The sequence below is a fragment of the Algoriphagus lacus genome (assembly GCF_003583985.1).
In the GTDB taxonomy this organism is placed as follows: domain Bacteria; phylum Bacteroidota; class Bacteroidia; order Cytophagales; family Cyclobacteriaceae; genus Algoriphagus; species Algoriphagus lacus.
Map to the genome: position 1 here is coordinate 1 of NZ_QXML01000018.1, position 18,860 is coordinate 18,860.

At 43.6% G+C, this 18,860-nt stretch carries 19 protein-coding genes; 13 read left to right on the forward strand and 6 right to left on the reverse strand.

The features are described from left to right. The 10 genes from D0X99_RS20635 to D0X99_RS19940 form a co-directional block, all read left to right on the forward strand. Nucleotides 1-245 (forward strand): hypothetical protein (locus tag D0X99_RS20635; RefSeq protein ID WP_233553767.1); only part of this gene is annotated, 245 nt, incomplete at its 5' end. Then, nucleotides 236-862 (forward strand): hypothetical protein, encoded by a 627-nt coding sequence (locus D0X99_RS19900; protein ID WP_119479633.1) that lies wholly within the window; start codon nucleotides 236-238, stop codon nucleotides 860-862. The genes D0X99_RS20635 and D0X99_RS19900, both read left to right, overlap by 10 nt. A 72-nt stretch (nucleotides 863-934) precedes the next feature. Then, entirely contained in the window at nucleotides 935-3,364 is a 2,430-nt protein-coding gene (locus D0X99_RS19905; RefSeq protein ID WP_119479634.1) for a heavy metal translocating P-type ATPase, read from the forward strand. A 1-nt stretch (nucleotide 3,365) separates the two neighbouring features. Beyond that, nucleotides 3,366-3,554 carry a cbb3-type cytochrome oxidase assembly protein CcoS gene (gene ccoS / locus D0X99_RS19910; protein WP_119479635.1) on the forward strand — a complete coding sequence of 63 codons (189 nt, stop codon included), beginning with the start codon at nucleotides 3,366-3,368 and terminating at the stop codon, nucleotides 3,552-3,554. Beyond that, entirely contained in the window at nucleotides 3,547-5,682 is a 2,136-nt protein-coding gene (gene ccoN / locus D0X99_RS19915) for a cytochrome-c oxidase, cbb3-type subunit I (RefSeq protein WP_119479636.1), read from the forward strand. Before ccoS ends, ccoN begins: the two co-directional genes overlap by 8 nt. 11 nt (nucleotides 5,683-5,693) lie before the next feature. Beyond that, nucleotides 5,694-5,876 (forward strand): cbb3-type cytochrome c oxidase subunit 3, encoded by a 183-nt coding sequence (locus D0X99_RS19920; RefSeq protein WP_119479637.1) that lies wholly within the window; start codon nucleotides 5,694-5,696, stop codon nucleotides 5,874-5,876. Then, a complete protein-coding gene (locus D0X99_RS19925) occupies nucleotides 5,873-6,799 on the forward strand; it encodes a cbb3-type cytochrome c oxidase N-terminal domain-containing protein (protein WP_119479638.1) in 927 nt (308 codons plus the stop codon). Before D0X99_RS19920 ends, D0X99_RS19925 begins: the two co-directional genes overlap by 4 nt. A 49-nt stretch (nucleotides 6,800-6,848) precedes the next feature. Further along, on the forward strand, nucleotides 6,849-8,276 hold the full coding sequence (ccoG, locus tag D0X99_RS19930; protein WP_119479639.1) for a cytochrome c oxidase accessory protein CcoG: 1,428 nt from the start codon (nucleotides 6,849-6,851) through the stop codon (nucleotides 8,274-8,276). Nucleotides 8,277-8,284: 8 nt separating this feature from the next. Further along, the gene (locus tag D0X99_RS19935) at nucleotides 8,285-8,710 is read left to right on the forward strand and encodes a FixH family protein (protein ID WP_119479640.1); all 426 of its coding nucleotides are present in this window, start codon (nucleotides 8,285-8,287) and stop codon (nucleotides 8,708-8,710) included. Beyond that, on the forward strand, nucleotides 8,710-9,414 hold the full coding sequence (locus tag D0X99_RS19940; protein WP_119479641.1) for a sulfite exporter TauE/SafE family protein: 705 nt from the start codon (nucleotides 8,710-8,712) through the stop codon (nucleotides 9,412-9,414). Before D0X99_RS19935 ends, D0X99_RS19940 begins: the two co-directional genes overlap by 1 nt. On the opposite strand, the gene hemN is transcribed toward D0X99_RS19940, so the two are convergent. Further along, on the reverse strand, nucleotides 9,415-10,773 hold the full coding sequence (hemN, locus tag D0X99_RS19945; RefSeq protein WP_119479642.1) for an oxygen-independent coproporphyrinogen III oxidase: 1,359 nt from the start codon (nucleotides 10,771-10,773) through the stop codon (nucleotides 9,415-9,417). Between the two features lie 513 nt (nucleotides 10,774-11,286). Between hemN and D0X99_RS19950 the strand changes: the two genes are divergently transcribed. Continuing rightward, the gene (locus D0X99_RS19950; RefSeq protein WP_394336588.1) at nucleotides 11,287-12,018 is read left to right on the forward strand and encodes an alkane 1-monooxygenase; all 732 of its coding nucleotides are present in this window, start codon (nucleotides 11,287-11,289) and stop codon (nucleotides 12,016-12,018) included. On the opposite strand, the gene D0X99_RS19955 is transcribed toward D0X99_RS19950, so the two are convergent. Genes D0X99_RS19955 through D0X99_RS19965 form a run of 3 tightly spaced genes read right to left on the reverse strand, consistent with a single transcriptional unit; the run spans nucleotide 12,015 to nucleotide 14,806 of the window. Continuing rightward, nucleotides 12,015-13,058 carry a vWA domain-containing protein gene (locus D0X99_RS19955; RefSeq protein WP_119479644.1) on the reverse strand — a complete coding sequence of 348 codons (1,044 nt, stop codon included), beginning with the start codon at nucleotides 13,056-13,058 and terminating at the stop codon, nucleotides 12,015-12,017. The genes D0X99_RS19950 and D0X99_RS19955 overlap by 4 nt on opposite strands. Further along, nucleotides 13,039-13,935, reverse strand: a complete 897-nt coding sequence (locus D0X99_RS19960) for a hypothetical protein (RefSeq protein WP_147392285.1) — start codon at nucleotides 13,933-13,935, stop codon at nucleotides 13,039-13,041. The genes D0X99_RS19955 and D0X99_RS19960 overlap by 20 nt, the downstream gene beginning before the upstream one ends. After that, nucleotides 13,928-14,806 (reverse strand): DUF58 domain-containing protein, encoded by an 879-nt coding sequence (locus D0X99_RS19965; protein WP_119479646.1) that lies wholly within the window; start codon nucleotides 14,804-14,806, stop codon nucleotides 13,928-13,930. The genes D0X99_RS19960 and D0X99_RS19965 overlap by 8 nt, the downstream gene beginning before the upstream one ends. Nucleotides 14,807-14,911: 105 nt before the next feature. Between D0X99_RS19965 and D0X99_RS19970 the strand changes: the two genes are divergently transcribed. Together D0X99_RS19970 and D0X99_RS19975 are read left to right on the forward strand one after the other, a co-directional pair. Beyond that, nucleotides 14,912-15,265, forward strand: coding sequence for a DUF4296 domain-containing protein (locus D0X99_RS19970; protein WP_199708179.1), 354 nt, complete (start codon nucleotides 14,912-14,914; stop codon nucleotides 15,263-15,265). Further along, nucleotides 15,265-17,652: an endonuclease MutS2 gene (locus D0X99_RS19975; protein ID WP_119479648.1), complete on the forward strand. Its 2,388-nt coding sequence runs from the start codon at nucleotides 15,265-15,267 to the stop codon at nucleotides 17,650-17,652. Before D0X99_RS19970 ends, D0X99_RS19975 begins: the two co-directional genes overlap by 1 nt. Nucleotides 17,653-17,699: 47 nt before the next feature. On the opposite strand, the gene D0X99_RS19980 is transcribed toward D0X99_RS19975, so the two are convergent. Both D0X99_RS19980 and D0X99_RS19985 read right to left on the reverse strand, forming a co-directional pair. Next, on the reverse strand, nucleotides 17,700-18,179 hold the full coding sequence (locus D0X99_RS19980) for a hypothetical protein (RefSeq protein ID WP_119479649.1): 480 nt from the start codon (nucleotides 18,177-18,179) through the stop codon (nucleotides 17,700-17,702). Nucleotides 18,180-18,239: 60 nt separating this feature from the next. After that, nucleotides 18,240-18,860 carry an ABC transporter ATP-binding protein gene (locus D0X99_RS19985; RefSeq protein WP_119479650.1) on the reverse strand — a complete coding sequence of 207 codons (621 nt, stop codon included), beginning with the start codon at nucleotides 18,858-18,860 and terminating at the stop codon, nucleotides 18,240-18,242.

The window sequence follows — 18,860 nt, forward strand, 5'->3', positions numbered from 1 at the left end:
GCAGCGCCGATGGTACTGGGGTTACACCCGGGAGAGTAGGTCGCCGCCACATTATTCAAAACCCAGCTCATAAAGCTGGGTTTTTTGCGTTTTATACCTTCGGATTTTTTAAATGGTTCAACCCCACACCACTGAATTTATTTTTTCTGTTTTATGATATTAATCATATACCCTACCTGCATCCGTCAGACCTCTCCAGATTTCCAAAATATAGATTTGGAAATAAATTTTGGTTATGGAGCTAAAGTCACCTCAAGCATTACGGTTCGAACTCCCTGAGGACGTTTTACAGGAGTTTTATTGTTCAGAATTGAAAGGTTCGTTTGTACCGTCTATTCCTGAGAGTAGTTTTTGCCATGATACCGAGGATCCGGCACTTTTTTCCATCAATCTCTATAAAACATTGGATTGGCTTCATAGTCATGACTTCCCAAAGCCTTTGGAAAAGGAAGTATGTCCTATCCCAGTATTACTTTATGTTCCTGATTTTTCTACTCAGCACTTACTGTTTCATTATGATGGAACGCCAAATTCGGCGGACCTGATTCGACGGTTTATTCATCTTTTCGGTAACCTGATTCAAGAAAGTAAGGCAACCATCATTTCCCCGAGCTTTATTCCCAAATCTAAAATTCGTGAAGAGCAGGAAATCATTCAGTTGGTTTCAACTTCAACCATTGAAACCAGTTTTATTAAATTCAATTTTTCAAGAATTGGGGATTTTTGGTCCTATGGAGTAAAGCATAATTGCACGCTTTTAGTCACTACAAAAAATTACCAAGCTGACCTTGCTAAGGTCCTTTTTCACTTTTATAAAGGCAAAATCTGGAGTAATCAGCTTTCTTTTTACCTCGCGGTGTAAGTCATGGAATAAGCTGACTTTCCTCATGTATTTCCATTGTAGGCCCCGATAATTTTATAAAAAGATTTCCAGATGAAGCCATTTTTTCCGAATGAAACCCAATCTAAGTGCTACCACTGCGGAGAGGATTGTGAGGATGAATCTATCCTTTTTGATTCCAAAAAATTCTGTTGTCAAGGGTGCAAATTGGTTTATGAGGTTTTAGCTCAAAACGACCTGTGTGAATATTACCAATTGGAAGCAAATCCCGGGAAAAGTCAAAAGGAAAATTCCAGACTAAAGAATCGATTTGATTACCTCGATGACCCGGAAGTGATGCAAAAACTTCTGGATTTCAAAAATTCCCAAGAGAGCCACATTACCTTTTACATTCCGCTGATCCATTGTGCTTCCTGCATTTGGTTATTGGAAAACCTCTTTCAAATCAATTCAGCGATTATTGGCAGCCGGGTTGATTTTCTTAAAAAGAAGGTCCAGATCAAATTCTTTCATGATAAAATATCCCTCAAGGAAGTTGTAAATCTGCTTTCCACATTGGGCTATGAACCTAAAATCAACCTTTCAGATTTGGATCACAAAGCTAAAAGTTCGGTTGATCGCAAAACACTGACCAAACTGGGAGTGGCAGGATTCTGCTTTGGTAACATGATGCTGTTCAGTATGCCTGAATACTTTTCGGAAGCAAAATTGCTTGGAGAAGGATTTAAGGGGCTTTTTGATTACCTGAATGTGGTGCTTTCCCTACCGATTGTGTTCTATGCAGCCAGTGATTATTATTTATCCGCATGGAATGCTGTACGTCAGCGTAAGATCAATATGGACGTCCCTATTGTGCTTGGGATTGTTGCTTTTTTCCTGTATTCACTCTGGGAAATTTTTGCTCTGGGCAATCCCGGATACATGGACAGCTTAGGCGGATTGCTTTTTTTCCTGTTGCTCGGCAAAATTTATCAGCAAAAAACCTTTTCAACATTAGAATTTGATCGGGACTACAAGGCGTATTTCCCGATTGCTGTAACTCGCTTGGTACATGATAAAGAAGAAGTGATTTCTTTGACAAAGCTCCAAGTCGGAGATGTGGTTTTGGTTAGAGATGAGGAACTGATTCCTGCGGACTCTTTGCTTTTGAGCAATCAGGCCAATATCGACTACAGCTTTGTTACCGGTGAGGAAGTGCCTGTTCCCAAGCGAAAGGGAGAGTTGATCTATGCAGGTGGTAGACAAAAAGGGGATGCTATCCTATTGACTATCCAAAAATCCCCGTCTCAAAGCTATCTCACCGATCTGTGGAATAATGAGTCGTTTGAAAAATCAAACAAGCGACTTCTTGAGCCACTTTCCAATCAAATCAGTGGGGTTTTTACCTGGACTGTTCTTACGATAGCCGTTGCAGCATTTGTGTTCTGGATCGGAAAAGATGTTTCAATTGCTGTAAAAGCTTTCACGACGGTCCTGATTGTTGCCTGTCCCTGTGCACTATCTATGTCTACACCTTTTACCCTTGGTAACACCCTTAGGATTTTTGGGCGAGGGAAATTTTACCTGAAAAATGCTTCCGTTGTAGAACGATTGGCTTTGATCGATACCGTGGTATTTGACAAAACCGGCACCCTGACTGACCCAGCTAATGCTTCCATTGAATATCATGGCGAGGCACTTTCTTCTGAAACAAAATCCATCCTTAAAGGAATGGTGGAGCGGTCTACGCATCCTTTGAGTAACAGAATTAATCTTTGGTTGGGAAAAACCGAATCCCTGAAGCTTGACCATGTTCGGGAGATCAAAGGATCCGGAGTCTTGGCGGTTTACAAAAATCAGGAATTCCGAATTGGTTCCAAGGACTTTACCGGAGCAACCAATCTACCCCTGTCTGAAAGTGGAAATCATGTTTTTCTAAGTGTTGAAGGGGTGATTTTAGGGTATTTCCACATTCAATCCGGATTGCGGGAAGGGGCCTCTAAGGTGGTTAAAGACCTTTCACAGAATTTCGACCTGCATGTCTTATCCGGTGATCAAGCTCATGAACGGGTGTCTTTGGGTCAAAAACTTTCCTCTGACGTTCACTTTAATTTCAATCAAAGTCCTGTTGAAAAACTCAATTACCTGAAGGAACTCAATACCCAAGGTAAAAATTCCCTGATGGTAGGCGACGGTCTTAATGATGCTGGGGCACTGCAGGAGAGTCAAGTCGGGATTGCAATCACTGATCGCGTCAGTCATTTTTCTCCCGCAAGTGATGCGATTTTGGATGCTGAATCTTTCGATAAAATCCCAAGTTTCCTTGCCTTTTCGAGAGACAGTCGGAAGATCATCAAGGTAAGTTTTGGATTGAGTTTTCTCTACAATATCGTAGGGCTGAGTTTGGCTGTACAGGGACTTTTAAGCCCCGTACTATGTGCCATTCTGATGCCCTTGAGCAGTATTTCAGTGGTTGTTTTCACCACATTGGCTACCAATATCATGGGAATCCGCAAAGGGCTCATTCACTTAAACAAGCACTAACATGGAAGTTATTTTTATTCTCATTGGAATAAGTCTCGTCCTGGCGGTCACGTTTTTATTTCTCTTTTTCAGAGCAATGAAAGACGGACAGTTCGACGATAGTTACACTCCTTCAGTCCGGATATTATTCGAAAACCAGCCTAAAAAATCAATAAAAGATCAACCAAAAAAATCCAAGTCCTATGAATGATGCTACTTTGGAACGGTTTCACTATGACAATAAAATTGTCAAGTACTTTGGAGCCGCCACGATTATCTGGGGTCTTGTGGGGATGTTGGTGGGGCTACTTGCCGCCACGCAGCTGTTCCTTCCTGAGGCCAATTTGGGGAATCCTTACACCACTTTTGGAAGGATCCGCCCGCTGCATACCAATGCAGTAATCTTTGCTTTTGTGGGTAATGCCATCTTTGCAGGGGTTTATTACTCCATGCCAAGACTGCTCAAAACCCCCATGTGGAACAAGTCATTGAGCTGGTTTCACTTTTGGGGTTGGCAATTCATTATTCTTTTGGCAGCGATTACCCTTCCTTTAGGGATTACCACTTCCAAAGAATACGCTGAACTTGAATGGCCGATTGATATTTTGATTGCGTTGGTTTGGGTTGCCTTCGGAGCAAATATGATCGGGACATTGATCAAAAGACGGGAGCGGCACATGTATGTGGCAATTTGGTTCTATTTAGCATCTTTTGTTACAGTAGCGGTTCTTCATATTTTCAACTCATTTGAGCTTCCGGTTTCATTCCTAAAAAGCTATTCTGCTTATGCTGGGGTGCAGGATGCCTTGGTTCAATGGTGGTATGGTCACAATGCGGTGGCGTTCTTCCTGACCACTCCATTCTTGGGAATGATGTATTACTTCCTTCCCAAGGCTGCAAACAGACCCGTTTATTCCTATAAACTTTCCATAGTTCACTTCTGGTCTTTGATCTTCATTTACATGTGGGCAGGACCTCACCACTTATTGTACACTGCATTGCCTGAATGGGCTCAAGTCTTGGGTACGGTGTTTTCTGTGATGTTGGTTGCTCCTTCCTGGGGAGGTATGGTCAATGGTTTGTTGACCTTGAGAGGCGCCTGGGATAAGGTAAGAAGCGAGCCTGTGCTGAAATTTATGGTCGTAGCAGTGACTGCATACGGAATGGCAACTTTCGAAGGCCCGATGCTTTCCTTGAAAAATGTTAACGCTATTGCTCACTATACCGACTGGATCGTGGGTCACGTACACATTGGCGGATTGGGCTGGAATGGCTTCTTCACATTCGGTATGTTGTATTGGATGTGGCCAAGACTGTTCAAAACGAGCATTTACTCAACCAAACTGGCAAATACCCATTTCTGGCTGGGTACGCTTGGGATCATTTTCTATGCGCTTCCGCTTTATGTATCAGGTTTGACTCAATTCCTGATGTTGAAAGAGTTCAATGAAGCAGGCCGATTGGCTTATCCAAACTTCCTTGAGACAGTAATCCAGATCGTGCCTATGTATGTACTTAGAGCATTGGGTGGTCTCCTTTATTTGGTAGGTGCGGTTATCATGATTTACAACATGTGGATGACTGCCAAACAGGGGACATTCCAGGAGACTGAAGAAGATCAGGCACCTGCATTGGCAAAAACCTACAATCCAAGTGGAGAATTCTGGCACAGAGCATGGGAAAGAAAGCCTGTTTTCTTTACCATTTTGGCCACACTTGCCATCGCAATCGGTGGGGCAATCGAGATCATTCCTACGCTATTGATCAAGTCTAATGTTCCTACTATTAGTTCGGTGAAGCCTTATACACCTCTTGAACTGGAAGGACGGGACCTTTACATCGCCAATGGTTGCGTAGGTTGTCACTCTCAGATGATCCGTCCTTTCCGATCCGAAACCGAACGATATGGTGAATATTCAAAAGCTGGTGAATTCGTTTACGATCGTCCATTCCTTTGGGGATCAAAACGCACCGGACCAGATTTGCACCGTATAGGAGGAAAGTATCCAGACAGCTGGCACTACCATCACATGGTTGACCCTGCTTCCATGTCTCCGGGATCGCTGATGCCATCTTATCCTTGGATGACTACCAACGAATTGGATATTTCGGATTTGCCAGCAAAAATCAGGACACTACAAAAACTCGGGGTACCATATCCTGAAGGTTTTGATCAGCAGGCAACTGCAGATTATGAAAAACAGGCTGCAAAAGTGGTTGCGAACTTGAAGGATGCCGGAGTAGAAGTAGCGGCTAATACTGAGATCGTCGCCATGATTGCCTATCTGCAACGAATGGGAACAGATATTAAGCAGCAGCCAACCGCTTCAAACAAATAATCTCCAAAGTCATGTATAAAGAAATTCTAAGATCCATCGACAACATAGAGATCTATCCGATCCTTTCATTGATCATCTTCCTTCTGTTTTTTGTAGGGATGTTTATTTGGGTGGTGAATACTCCCAAAGATCATATCAGGCACATGGAATCTCTTCCTTTTGATGAAAACGATTCAACCTCTCACCAGCCATGAAAAAGTTATTTTCATTACTTGCTTTACTGACCTTGACCTCCTTTCCGGTTTGGGCACAAACTGAAGAATCCAATTGGTATACCCAGCTGCAAGCCATGGATTCCGGCCAATTGACCCTCTTGGTTATTTTAGGAGTCGTATTGGTGGTCATTGTTTTACTCTTGATTTTGATGGTGTATCTCATGTCATTCATGGCAGAGGTGCTTCGCAAAGAAGACCCAAGTCTTGCCAATGAACCATCCTGGTGGGAATCTTTCAAGGAACGGTTTGTTACGGGCCAAGTTGACGAAGTAGGAGGTAAAGAAGAGAAAGCCAAAATGATGTCGGATCACTCTTATGATGGCATTACTGAGCTTGACAATTTCATGCCGCCTTGGCTTCAGTATGTCTTTATCGGTACTGTAGTTTTTGGGGTTGTTTACTTTGTCAATTATTCGGTGTTGGACAATGGTCCTACCGGTGTTGAGGAGTATGAGGAAGAGCTACGAGTGGAAGCAGTAGCAGCTGAGGCAAGGAAAGCAAGCATGGCCGCTGGAATTGATGAGAACTCCGTAGTATTTGATGAATCTGCAGCTGCATTGGCCGCAGGTAAGTCTATTTACGATACCAACTGCGTGGCTTGTCATGCCGCTGATGGTGGCGGTGGAGTTGGTCCCAACTTGACAGACGAATACTGGCTGCACGGCGGTTCAATCAAAGATGTGTTTTCCGTGGTCAAGTATGGAGTGGTCGAAAAAGGGATGATCCCATGGCAGGATCAACTCAGTCCTGAGCAAATACAACAGGTTTCATCCTTTATATTAAGTCTCAAAGGCACTACGCCTGCCCAACCTAAAGCTCCTCAAGGAGAACCTTTTTCGGCAGCTCCAGCTGAGTCAGCCCCAGTGACTGACAGCACAGCCGTCGTCGCTACAATTGAGTAAGTTTATCACTGCCGGGGGATTTTCCTCCGGCAGGAATTTTGCCTAAATCATGGCTAAGAAAAATCAGAATCCACATTTGAATCCGGAAACTTTCCGGGATGCACTAGGCACCGTCAGAGAAGACGGCAAGCGTTATTGGGTGTTTCCAAAGAAAGTCTCCGGGATTTTTTATCGGTACCGTACCTATTTGTCCTGGCTTTTACTGGCAGTTCTTTTCGCAGGACCCTTTATTCAGATCGATGGAAGACCCTATATGCTCTTCAATATTTTCGAACGAAAGTTTATCATTTTCGGAGCGGCATTTTGGCCTCAGGATACCCATCTATTGATTTTTTTGCTACTGATCTTTTTTGTTTTTGTGATCCTGTTTACTGTGGTTTTTGGCAGGGTTTGGTGCGGATGGGCTTGCCCACAGACGCTTTTTATGGAAATGGTTTTCCGGAAGATTGAATACCTGATCGAGGGGGACGCCAATCAACAGCGGGCTTTGAAAGAAAGCCCTTGGACTGGAGAGAAAATTTGGAAAAGGGGATTGAAGATCAGTGTTTTTGCCTTGATTTCCCTGATGATCGGTCATCTGGTGATGGCTTATCTGATAGGTGTAGATCAGGTAAAAGAAATTGTCACCCAGTCTCCGGCTGAAAATATGGCTGGATTTATCGGAGTAGTTGCATTCTCCGGGGTTTTTATGTTTGTTTTTTCTTGGTTTAGGGAGCAAGCTTGCATTGTGGTCTGCCCTTATGGTAGGCTTCAGGGAGTGCTATTGGACGATAATTCCATCAATGTCATGTACGATTATGTCCGTGGCGAACCCCGGGCCCCAATCAGAAAGCATGCTGAAGACACTACTCCAAAAGGAGACTGCGTGGATTGCGGCTTATGTGTGCAGGTTTGTCCGACAGGGATCGATATCCGAAACGGAACCCAAATGGAATGTGTGAACTGCACGGCTTGTATTGATGCCTGCGATGAAGTCATGGTCAAGGTAGAAAGGCCAAAGGGGTTGATTCGCTATGCTTCCGAAAACAGCATTAAGCAAGGATTTCAAAAGCTCATGTCAGGAAGAGTCAAAGGTTATACCGTGGTCCTGGCAATTTTGGTGGCGGCATTTGTGTCTCTTATTGCAACGAGGGAAGATTTGGAAGGTACAATTACACGTTTTCCTGGAATGACCTATCAGGAGCGTGAAGCGGGAAGAGTTTCCAATCTTTACAATATCACCCTGATAAATAAAACCTTTGAACCTCAGCGGGTTGAAATCAAGGCTTTGGCCGAAGGGATGGATGTTGAAATTGTAGGAGCTAAAGAATGGGTCCTTGAGCCTCAGACCAAGTTGGAAGGAAGATTTTTCCTTGTTAGAAATCAAGCCGAGGTAAAAGTTCCTCAGGAAAAAGTCATGCTCCAGTTGACCCATGAAGGAGAAGAATTTGATGAGATTAAAACAAACTTTATGGCTCCAGTTGGGGCCTCTAAATAGAAAGCACTATGGATTGGGGAAAAGGAATTTTATTGGTCATAATCACCTTCGTGGGGTTTATTTTGACCTTGGTAGTGATCTCTGTTAGACAGGATGATATCCACTTGGTCACTGAAAATTATTATGAAAAGGAAATAAAGTATCAAGACCAAATCGAGCGTGAGAAATCTGCTGCGGCCCTGGACAGGGAGGTACTGGTGTTTGATGCCCAAGCAAAAGTTATGGTTTTGGATTTGCCAGTCGGAGCCAAGGGCAACCTGCAGCTTTTCCGTCCTTCTGACGCCAGACTGGATCAGGAGCTTGCACTGGATATCACCAATGAAGGGAAAACTACCGTGCCATTGGAAAAACTAAAATCAGGCTATTGGAGAGTCCAACTTACCTGGACCGAAAATGGGGTGGAGTTTTACGAAGAAAAGAAAATCAGTCTCTGATGATTTGGACAGCATTGGTATTGGGATTTTTAGGGTCATTCCATTGCATCGGAATGTGCGGACCTATTGCCTTGGCTGTCGGTGGAAAAGGAGGCCAAACTTTCCTTTTCAACAAAATCATCTATAATCTCGGTCGGAGTTTGACCTATGCTGTTCTGGGATTGATCGTCGGAAGTTTGGGTTTTACCCTTTCCCTTGCAGGAATTCAGCAGGGAATCTCCGTGGCAATGGGAATTCTCATTGTCCTACTTTCCTTGAGCTACAAAAAGGCTGATCAATTTTTGACTATCCCGGCACTCTCCGGGGCAGTGAGTTGGATCAAAAGTCATCTCTCCCGTTACCTCAAGTCGGGAAGCAAACTCGCGTTTTTTTCTACCGGCTTAGTCAACGGACTTCTTCCTTGTGGGATGGTTTATATGGCGTTAGTAGTAGCTATGGGTATGCAAAGCCCGATTATGGGAGCTTCCTACATGTTTTTCTTTGGACTGGGGACCATTCCCATGTTGCTGGGATTGATGGTTTCTGGTAGTCTTTTACCAGCTATCCGAAGACAGCAATTTCAAAAAGCCATTCCGTATTTCGGAATACTCATCGGAGTGTTGATGGTGTTTCGAGGCCTTGGTTTGGGGATTCCCGGTTTAAGTCCCGAACTGGCAGTTTTTGACTATGGAAGCCAACAGGTGGAAATCACCATGTGTCATTGATCAGATTGCTTTGCTGAAAGTTGCTTTTTGGGAATTTGAAGAAATCATCCGTAAGTCAAAAAGCGAGCAGATATTCCGGACGATTGCCATTCCATCGGTGGTGATGGTTAGAGTTAATCCAATCCTTTCAACCAATCCTTCTTCCTCCATTTCGGCCAGGCTTTCCAGATTTTTCTGGGGCAATTTTTCCCAGATCCAAAATGGAATAGCAGCATTGCCTTTGCAGATCAGATCCATGATCAATCTCCGGGCAATCCGATCTTCTTCTGTTTGAATATGTCCCCGGATGATGGGTGACTTGTTTTCTTTGAGCAATTCCTCGTAGACTTCGATTCGTTTTTCGTTTTGCGCAAATCCCAGTCCGATATCGCTTATGCTGCTAGCTCCAAGACCAATCAACATTTCTGAAGGTGAAGAAGTGTAGCCCATGAAATTGCGATGGAGATTTCCGGATTTTTTTGCCAGGCAAAGTGAATCACCGGGCAATGCAAAGTGATCCATTCCGATCTCTTCATAACCCATAGTTAGAAGTTTTTCCTTTCCAAATTCATATAAAGCCCTTTTTTCCTGCTCATTTGGAAGGAAGTCTTCAAAGCTTTTTTGGGCTGGGAAGGCAGATGGTAAATGAGCATAACTGTAAAAGGCGATTCGATCGGGTCGGAGTAGCGCTACTTGATCAAAGGTTTCATTGAGCGTTTTTAAAGTTTGATGTGGAAGACCGTAGATCAGGTCGAAATTCACTGAAGTATAGCCCAACTTTCGGGCATTTTCTGTGGCTTCTTTTACTTTTTCGAATGGCTGAATCCGGTGAATGGCTTTTTGAACATCGAGATCAAAGTCCTGTATTCCGTAACTAACCCGGTCAAATCCCAACATTGCTAATTCCTCTAAATGCTCGTAGGTGGTATTGTTAGGATGTCCTTCAAAACTGAATTCATGGTCAGGTAATATTTCGGATGATTTAAGGATTTTGGAAATCAGTAATTCCAGATTTTGGGGTGAGAAAAAGGTGGGAGTTCCACCGCCCAAGTGAATGCCGGCTATTTTGGGGGTCTCTTCAAAAAGTCCCAAATAATGCGTCCATTCCCTGATTATGGATTCCAAGTAGGGATCTTCTACTCCATGATTTTTGGTGATACGCTTGTTGCAGCCACAATAGGTGCAAAGGCTTTCACAAAAAGGCAAATGGATGTATAGAGTCACTCCATCCTTTTTACCGATCAATTGAAAGGCATTTCTAACCAAATCCTCCCACTTGGCTGAGTTCAGATCACCGTCCCAGAGTGGTACGGTAGGGTAGGAAGTATATCTGGGAACCGGTTTGTTGTATTTTTGGATAAGCTCAGGTAATAGTGCCATGCTGAGGAAATTTGCTCAAATGTGGCCTTCTCCTCTTTTCTTTTTTGTGACCATAGTAACACTGAAACCTGATTTTAATCATGCTATGATAGTAGGTTATTTAGACTTGATTTTCAATATGGATTTATACTGTTAATTTGACTTTGGGTAAATCCAAAAACCATGAATACGACCTTAAAAAAAATCGGATTTTTCAGTGCCTTGATCCTGCCGGTTTTGCTGATCGGAGGTTTTTATCTTGGGGGATTTGGTTTTTGGGCTATTCATGTTTTTGTTTTTTTGATGGTGCCTCTGATGGATTACCTGATTCGCCATGATACTTCCAATGTCCCTCAAGAGGCAGTCAGTAGGTTGACCAATGAGCGGTTTTACCGTTGGGTAACCTATGGTTGGGTCTACGTGCAATTGGGAGTTTTAGCTTGGGGATTTTACGTGATTTCCTCGGTGAATTTAAACTGGTGGCAGTGGATTGCCTTTTGCACCGGCACGGCCTTAGTCACCGGTGGAATTGGCATTACCGTGGCGCATGAGTTGGGTCACCGATCAGAAAAGATCGAGCAGTTTTATTCGAAAGTCCTCCTGATGACTGTTTGCTACATGCATTTCTTCATCGAGCACAACAGAGGGCACCATGTCCGAGTGGCGACACCCGAGGATCCAGCTACCAGCCGATTTGGTGAAAGTTTTTATTCTTTTTGGTGGCGTTCAGTCAAGGATGGTTACTTCAGTGCTTGGGAGTTGGAAAAAGAACGTCTTGCCAAAAAAGGACTGTCTTTTTGGTCCTTTAAAAATCAAATGATCTGGTTTCAACTGCTTCCTTTTGTTTTTTGTGGTTTGGGATTTTTAGGCTTTTCCCTACTGAATAACCGATTGGTTTGGGAGATTCCCATTTTCTTTATTGTTCAAAGTGTGCTTGGATTTAGCTTGCTCGAGTTGGTTAATTATCTGGAGCATTATGGTATGGAACGAAAAAAACTTCCTTCGGGACACTACGAACGTGTGACTCCAATTCATTCTTGGAATGCCAGCCATATCGTCAGCAATTTCCTGCTGTTTCAGTTGCAGCGACACTCCGATCACCATGCTTTTGCAGGGAAGCGCTACCAAGTGCTCAACCATTACGACGAAAGTCCCCAGCTTCCTGCCGGATATTCAGCGATGATTTTGGTGGCCTTGATTCCTCCGCTTTGGTTTGCCTGGATGAATCCCAGATTAGAGAAATGGAAGCGAATGCAGGAAGCTTAATCCAGCAGGAAGTTATTGAAGAAAGAGCTTTTTAATCCCAGCCAAATCAGGAAAAAAAGCATAGCCCAAAAGAGGTAAATGCGATAGTAATCAGCAGTTTCCTTATATCGGTTTTCCAGAATTTCAGCTTTTTCCAAGGTGTCAATCCGCTTGAAAATCTCCTGTAATGCATTGTCATCAGAAGCTCTGTAAAACTCCCCGTTTCCGATTCGGGCAATTTCCCGGAGGGTAGTCTCGTCCAAGTAGCTCTCCACCATCTGTGGCCTTCCAAAAAAGTCTGTGCCATAGGGAACCATTCCGTCTTTTCCGACGGCAATCGTATAAATCTTGATGTCAAAAGCAGAGGCCAGTTGGGCAGCAAAAAGAGGGTCCACGTTGCCTGCATTGCTTTCTCCATCGGAAAGCAAAATCATTACTTTGGATGGCGTGTCACTTTCTTTCATGCGGTTGGTTCCTGCAGCAATGGCAGAACCGATGGCCGTACCTTTAGGCTCGATCATCTCAAAGGAAATCTCAGAAATCAAGGTCGTCAGCAGTTCGTAATCATTGGTCAGCGGTGCCAAAGAATAGGCTTCTCCCGCGAAAACAACCATCCCAATCCGATCACCAAAGCGTCCATTGATAAAGTCGATTGCGGTCTTTTTGGCCGCCTCCAGACGGTTTGGAGTAAAATCCTGTAAGTCCATGGATTCTGAAATGTCCATGACCAGAAGAATGTCTATTCCCTCGGTATACTGTTCTACTTTTTCATTGCTACGCTGTGGTCGTGCGAGGGCCACTACAATTAGTATCAAGGAGAGGAAGAAAAACCCGGTAGGAATCAATCGTAAGTATGTCCAAGGATTTCCTCTGGCGATCCGCTTTGGCAGCGAAAGCTCAAGTACTGGATTTTTCAGAAATTTGATCCCCTTGCGGATCAGAATCAATAGTGGGATGATCCAAAGCAGGTTAAGCAAAATGGGGTTTTCCCATTCATAGGATTTGAAGGTCTCCGGCAAAAACCAAGACCAGCTGAAGAACTCAGCGAGTTGCTCTCTCATGTCTGATTTGGTTTAGTTTTTCCTGATACTTGGTTTTGGCTACTTCCAAAAGGTAATTGGTTGCCTCTTCTGTTTTAGCTTCCTTGCCTGCATAGATGATCATGTCGATCGCTCGGAGGGCCTTGAAGATTTCTTTGTCATTCAAGGCTTCGGAGATTTCACTCGAAGTCCATTCTTGGAACGGTAGATCGGTGATACTTTCCAGATATCCTTTCCATAATCCAACCACTTCATCTGCCAGTTCCAAAGCCGGATTTTGCGCAAGCAAAGCAGTTAGTTTTCTCCACTTTCGCTCAAATTGCAGCCAACGGAGTTTCTCCCGGTTTTTCTTGAAGAAGCCTTTGATCCGCTTTGCGAACAGCAAAACCAGTCCGCCTAAAAGGACAATGACTCCTGCGGTAATTAATCCTGCCAAGAGCCAGTTAAATGTTTTTTCTATAGGTTGATAGACATTGTTTTCCTGAAAAACAGGTTGCTCTGGAATCGAGTCCAAAACCAGTTTCAATTTTAATTCTGCTTCAGTGGAGAAATAAGTAATGCTATCGTATCGGCTCAGTTCGTAGACTGGCAAGGAAAGATAAATGCTTGGTTCCAGCGAAAAATTGGAAACGAAATAAATGGTACTATCCAGCGTGGTTCCTTCCGAAGTGGAAGAAATGAAGGTTTTTTTCTCCAGCAGGACCAAGGGAGAAAAATCGTAAGTCGAATCCGGGAAAACGACTTGCGTATTTTCAGGGTAGCGGGCCTTCAGAACAAACCCGACACGTTCGCCAAGTTTGGCTGAATCCTGGGTGAAATATCCTTCCACCTGCACGTTTTGTGCAAGTGCCGAAAAACTCATCCCCAGCAATAAAAGTAAAATACCGATTTTACCCACGTTTCATTCTTTTGTTTCGGTACTTAAACAGATCGATCAATGGGGCTACAATATCCTGAGTGGTATCAATTGCGAGGTAGTTAATCTGATTCTTTTTACAGATTTCTTTCAGCTGTTCCCGTTCTGTAGTGAAGGTATCGGATATTTTTTTGGAAAAGCTTCCAAAAGCTGTATTTACCCAAGTAGTTTTTCCTCGTTCCTTGTCATAAATCGGTATAATACCCAAAGCAGGAAGTGCCGATTCCCTTGGATCAGTGAGTTGGATCGCTACCAGGTCGTGGCGCTCTGCCAACGCGCGGAATGACCGCTCATAATCCTGATCTATAAAATCAGAAATCACGATGATGATGCTTCTCTTTTTGATCAGGTTTAGGGCAAAGGAAAACAGCCCGTTCAGGTCTGTTTTGAGGCTTTTGTTTTTGTGATCAAAAATACCCCTGATGATTTTAACGCCTTGCTTGCTACCCTTGGAGGGTAAAATCAGTTTTTCCTGCTGATCTGAATAACTGATCAGTCCGATTTGGCTTCCTTCGTAAACTGCCGCCAAAGTCAATACTCCAGCGATCAGCTTACCCTGATCAATTTTCTTATTGCCTTGCTGCCCGATATCCTGGCTGCCTGAGATGTCCAAAAGGAAATAAACCGACTGTTCTTTTTCTTCCCTAAATGTCTTTACAAACGTGCCATGCCCCTTGGCGGAGACTTTCCATTCGATGGTACGGACGTCATCTCCGTATTGGTAAGGTCTCAGGTCGTCAAATTCAAGTCCCGAACCTTTAAAAAGTGATTGGTACTCCCCTTGGAGGTGGTTGTTGGCCACCTTTCTGATCATAATTTCGTATTTCCTAAGCTTACTGAACAGCTGGTCCATGAGGGCGATTTGAGCGGGCTAAGTTAAAGTCTTGAACCGAATTATAAAATTTGAGTTCGGTAAACGGTCGAGGCATTATCAGTTAAAAAAACCTAATTTTGACGCGTGAAACGAATTCTTACCGCATTAATTTTCATGATTGTACTTGGCGCCTGTGAGCGTAATTCCACTCCTGGTGGAATTCTCTCAGAGGATCAGATGGTCAAAGTCTTGATAGATATCCAATTGACAGAAGGAATTGTCAGCGCATTGCCAATCCCATACGATTCTTCCCAGGTACTTTATTCAGTTTTGGAAAAGGAAGTTTTTTCCAAACATGGAGTCGAGGATTCGGTTTTCACCAAGAGTATGTTGTTCTACCTGGAAGACGCGAAAAAAATGGACCGGATTTACGGCCGTGTGATTGATTCGCTGACGGTTCTTGAGACTACTCCCGGAAAAAAAGAGGAATTATTCTGATGCTCTACCCGCACAATCTCGAACAAAAAATCAATTTCATAAAGATCAAAGACTTGCTTAAGGCGGAATGTACTTCCTCCTTGGGTCAGGACTATGTGGACAAAGTGTCTTTTTCCTCGGATTACAATCTGGTTCAGCGCTTGCTCGACCAAACGGAGGAATTCAGGCAAATCCTTATCTCAGGTGAAGTTTTTCCCAATTCCAATTTCACCAATCTTAATCCTTTTCTGGAGAAAGCGAAACTCGAAGGAGCATTTTTGGATCAGGAGGAGTTTTATGAAGTGAAGCTTGCCCTTCAGACTCTTCGGGGATGCGTTGTTTTTTTTCAGAAAAACGGAGAGAATTACCCAACGCTCAGTGCACTTTTAGGGCTTCTGCTCGATCTGGATATGAATATCCTCAAGGCAATCGATTTGATCATTGACGAAAAGGGTAAAATTCGAAGCAATGCAAGCAAAGAACTGCAGCTAATCCGCAATCAGCTTTTGTACGAGGAAGGAAGGCTCAGAAAGGTAATGGAGAGGATTTTCAAAGAAGCTCGTGCTAAAGGCCTGACTCCCGAGGATGCTTCGATGACAATCCGTGGAGGAAGAATGGTCATCCCTGTTGCGGCCGAAAACAAACGGAAACTTCGCGGATTTATCCACGACGAATCCGCTACTGGGCAGACTGTATTCATGGAGCCTGAGGAGGCACTGGATATCAACAATGAAATCCGTGACTTGGAATACATGGAGCGAAGGGAGATCATCCGGATTTTGACCCGCTTGACCGACCAGTTGAGACCTTCGATCCCAGCACTTCGCAAGGCTACCAACTTCCTTGGATTGATGGATTTTATTCGAGCCAAAGCAAAATTTGCCCAAAAAACCGAGAGCAATAAGCCCGAACTCGTCAAAGAGCGGGCCTTAAACTGGACTCGAGCCAGGCATTCCATTTTGGAAATGGCTTTAAAAGCTCAGGGGAAAAAGATTGTTCCCTTAGACATTAAATTAGGTGGACATGAGCGCCTATTGGTGATCTCAGGTCCCAATGCCGGTGGAAAGTCCGTGACCTTGAAAACAGTTGCGTTATTGCAATACATGCTGCAGTGTGGTCTTTTGATTCCGGTTCATCCCGACTCCAAAAGCTCGTTGTTCGATAATTTTTTCATCGACATCGGCGATGAGCAAAATCTGGAAAATGACCTTAGTACTTACAGCTCTCACCTGATGAGCATGAAGCATTTTACTCAGTTTGCCAATAAAAAGACGATCGTATTTATTGATGAATTTGGGACAGGTACCGAGCCACAATTTGGAGGAGCCATTGCCGAATCTATCCTGCTTTCGCTTAACAAGCTGGGAGCATTTGGAGTCATCACGACTCACTATGGAAATCTGAAGCAAGTGGCCAACAAAAACCAGGGCTTGGTCAATGGAGCCATGCGCTACGATGTAGATCGTCTGGAACCAATTTACCAGCTTGAAATCGGAAAACCGGGTTCTTCTTTTGCGTTGGAAATTGCCTCCAAGATTGGTCTTTCAAAGGATATTTTGGACTATGCCAAAGAACACATCGGGGAAGAACGGGTGCGATACGATAGACTTTTAACCCAGTTGGAGAATGAAAAGAATCAATACTCCGGCCTTTTGAAAGAAGTAAAAGAAAAAGACAAGCTTCTTCAGGTACGACTTAAAGAATACAATCAGCTGAAGGAAACGCTTGAATTGACTAAAAAGCGATACATCCAAGAGGCCAAGCAAGAAGCCAAAGCACTTTTGGATCAGACCAATAAGAAAATTGAGGCAACCATTCGGGAAATCCGCGAGGGAAAGGCCGAGAAAGAAGTTACCAAACAAGTCCGTCAGCAGCTTGAGGAATTCAAGCAGGAAGTAAAACCGGAGAAAGTAATCATCAAAGATCCCGAAATTCAGGTCATTGGAGGTAAAATCGAGCCGGGCGACTGGGTCAGACTAAAAGACAATGGAGCGATAGCTGAGGTTGTCAGTATTAAAAACAAAGATGTGGAGATCACCATTGGGGATTTGAAGTCCAATGTAAAACTTGCCCGCCTTGAAAAAATTTCCAAAACTGAGCTGAAAAAGGAGCTGAAGGCGGTAGAGAAAAGGGGTAATTACAACACCAACGAAAAGATGATGGACTATTCGTCCAATCTCGATTTGAGAGGAAAGAGAGGAGAAGAGATCCTTCCCTTGATTCAGACTTTTATTGACGAAGGCTATATGCTAGGAGTCAAAAATCTCCGGATTGTCCATGGAAAAGGAGATGGGATTCTCCGTGAAGTAACCCGAAATCTACTTCGAACAATGCCTCAGGTAGGAAAAATGGAAGATGAGCATGCGGACCGAGGAGGGGCAGGAGTGACTTTGGTAACGCTGAAATAAAAAAGGGAGCTTGGTAAAAGCTCCCTTTCATTTTTTGTCTGGATCTGTTACTTTTTGACCAGAACAAAAGTATAATTCCCTGCCACAGCTAGCTGACCGTTAATTCTCGCCCCAGGTGCGGGTATGGTGAATATCAAAGTGAGATTGGTGCCATTTTGCGTGAATGATATCTCTCTACCTGCAGCAGGCTTTGTTCCTGTCAGGGTGAATTTATCAAAATTGGTTCCTGCAAAAGCCCAGTTTCCGTTGGAGTCAAACAGATCGTTGCTGTTTCTTGAGGTATAAGTTTTGGAAGAGCCTGAATTAAGGATCAGGTCGAAAGTCGCATATAAGTCGGTTACTACGCGTCCATCACGGGTTACCGAACCACCACCAGCGACTCCCCAAGCTTGAGTTCCTGTGCCGGTCAGGGCTTCGGTCGCTAATTCCTCAGCGGTTTTTGCTGGAGTTGGATTGTCTTCGCCACAGGCTTGAATTCCTACAAACATCAACGCCACTAGGGCAAGTTTCCAAAAAGCTATTTTCATAAAAACTAATTAAAGAATTGTAAAATTAGAGATATCGCCCAAAGATCAAAGTTTAAACGTTCACTTAAAATCTTCCAAAGCCAGTTTATGTAAACAAAATTCATACTCCCGAGGCTCATTGGAGCACACGATTAGGATTCGATTATATTGAAATTTTTGGATCAAATCAGCGTACCAAATGATCCCTTTCTTGTCAAGATTTGAAGTAGGTTCATCCAATAAAACCAATGGGACATCTGAAAATATGGCCAATCCAAGCTTTAAGCGTTGCTTCATTCCGGAGGAGAATTGAGAAATGGGTTTGGAAGAATGCTGATCCAAATAGAGAATTTCAATCAATTCATCTGGAGTGATACCATTCAAAGGCTTCTTGAAATTGAAGTGAAATTGGATCAGCTCGCGAAGGCTGAATTCCTCAGGAAGTTCAAGGTAGGGAGCAGAAATGGAAAGATGCTGATACCATTCGGATTCAGGGATCAATCCATTTTGAGAATCCCAATTTATTTTTCCGGAGGTGATTGGGATGACTCCGGAGAGGCATTTCAGCAAGGTTGATTTTCCTGAGCCATTTCCACCGGTGATTGCAAGGGATTCCCCTGACTTCAATTGCAGGCTGAGATTTTTAAAAATCCATTCGTATTGAAAGCGCTTTGAAGCCTCCTGCAACTGGATTTTCAGCAT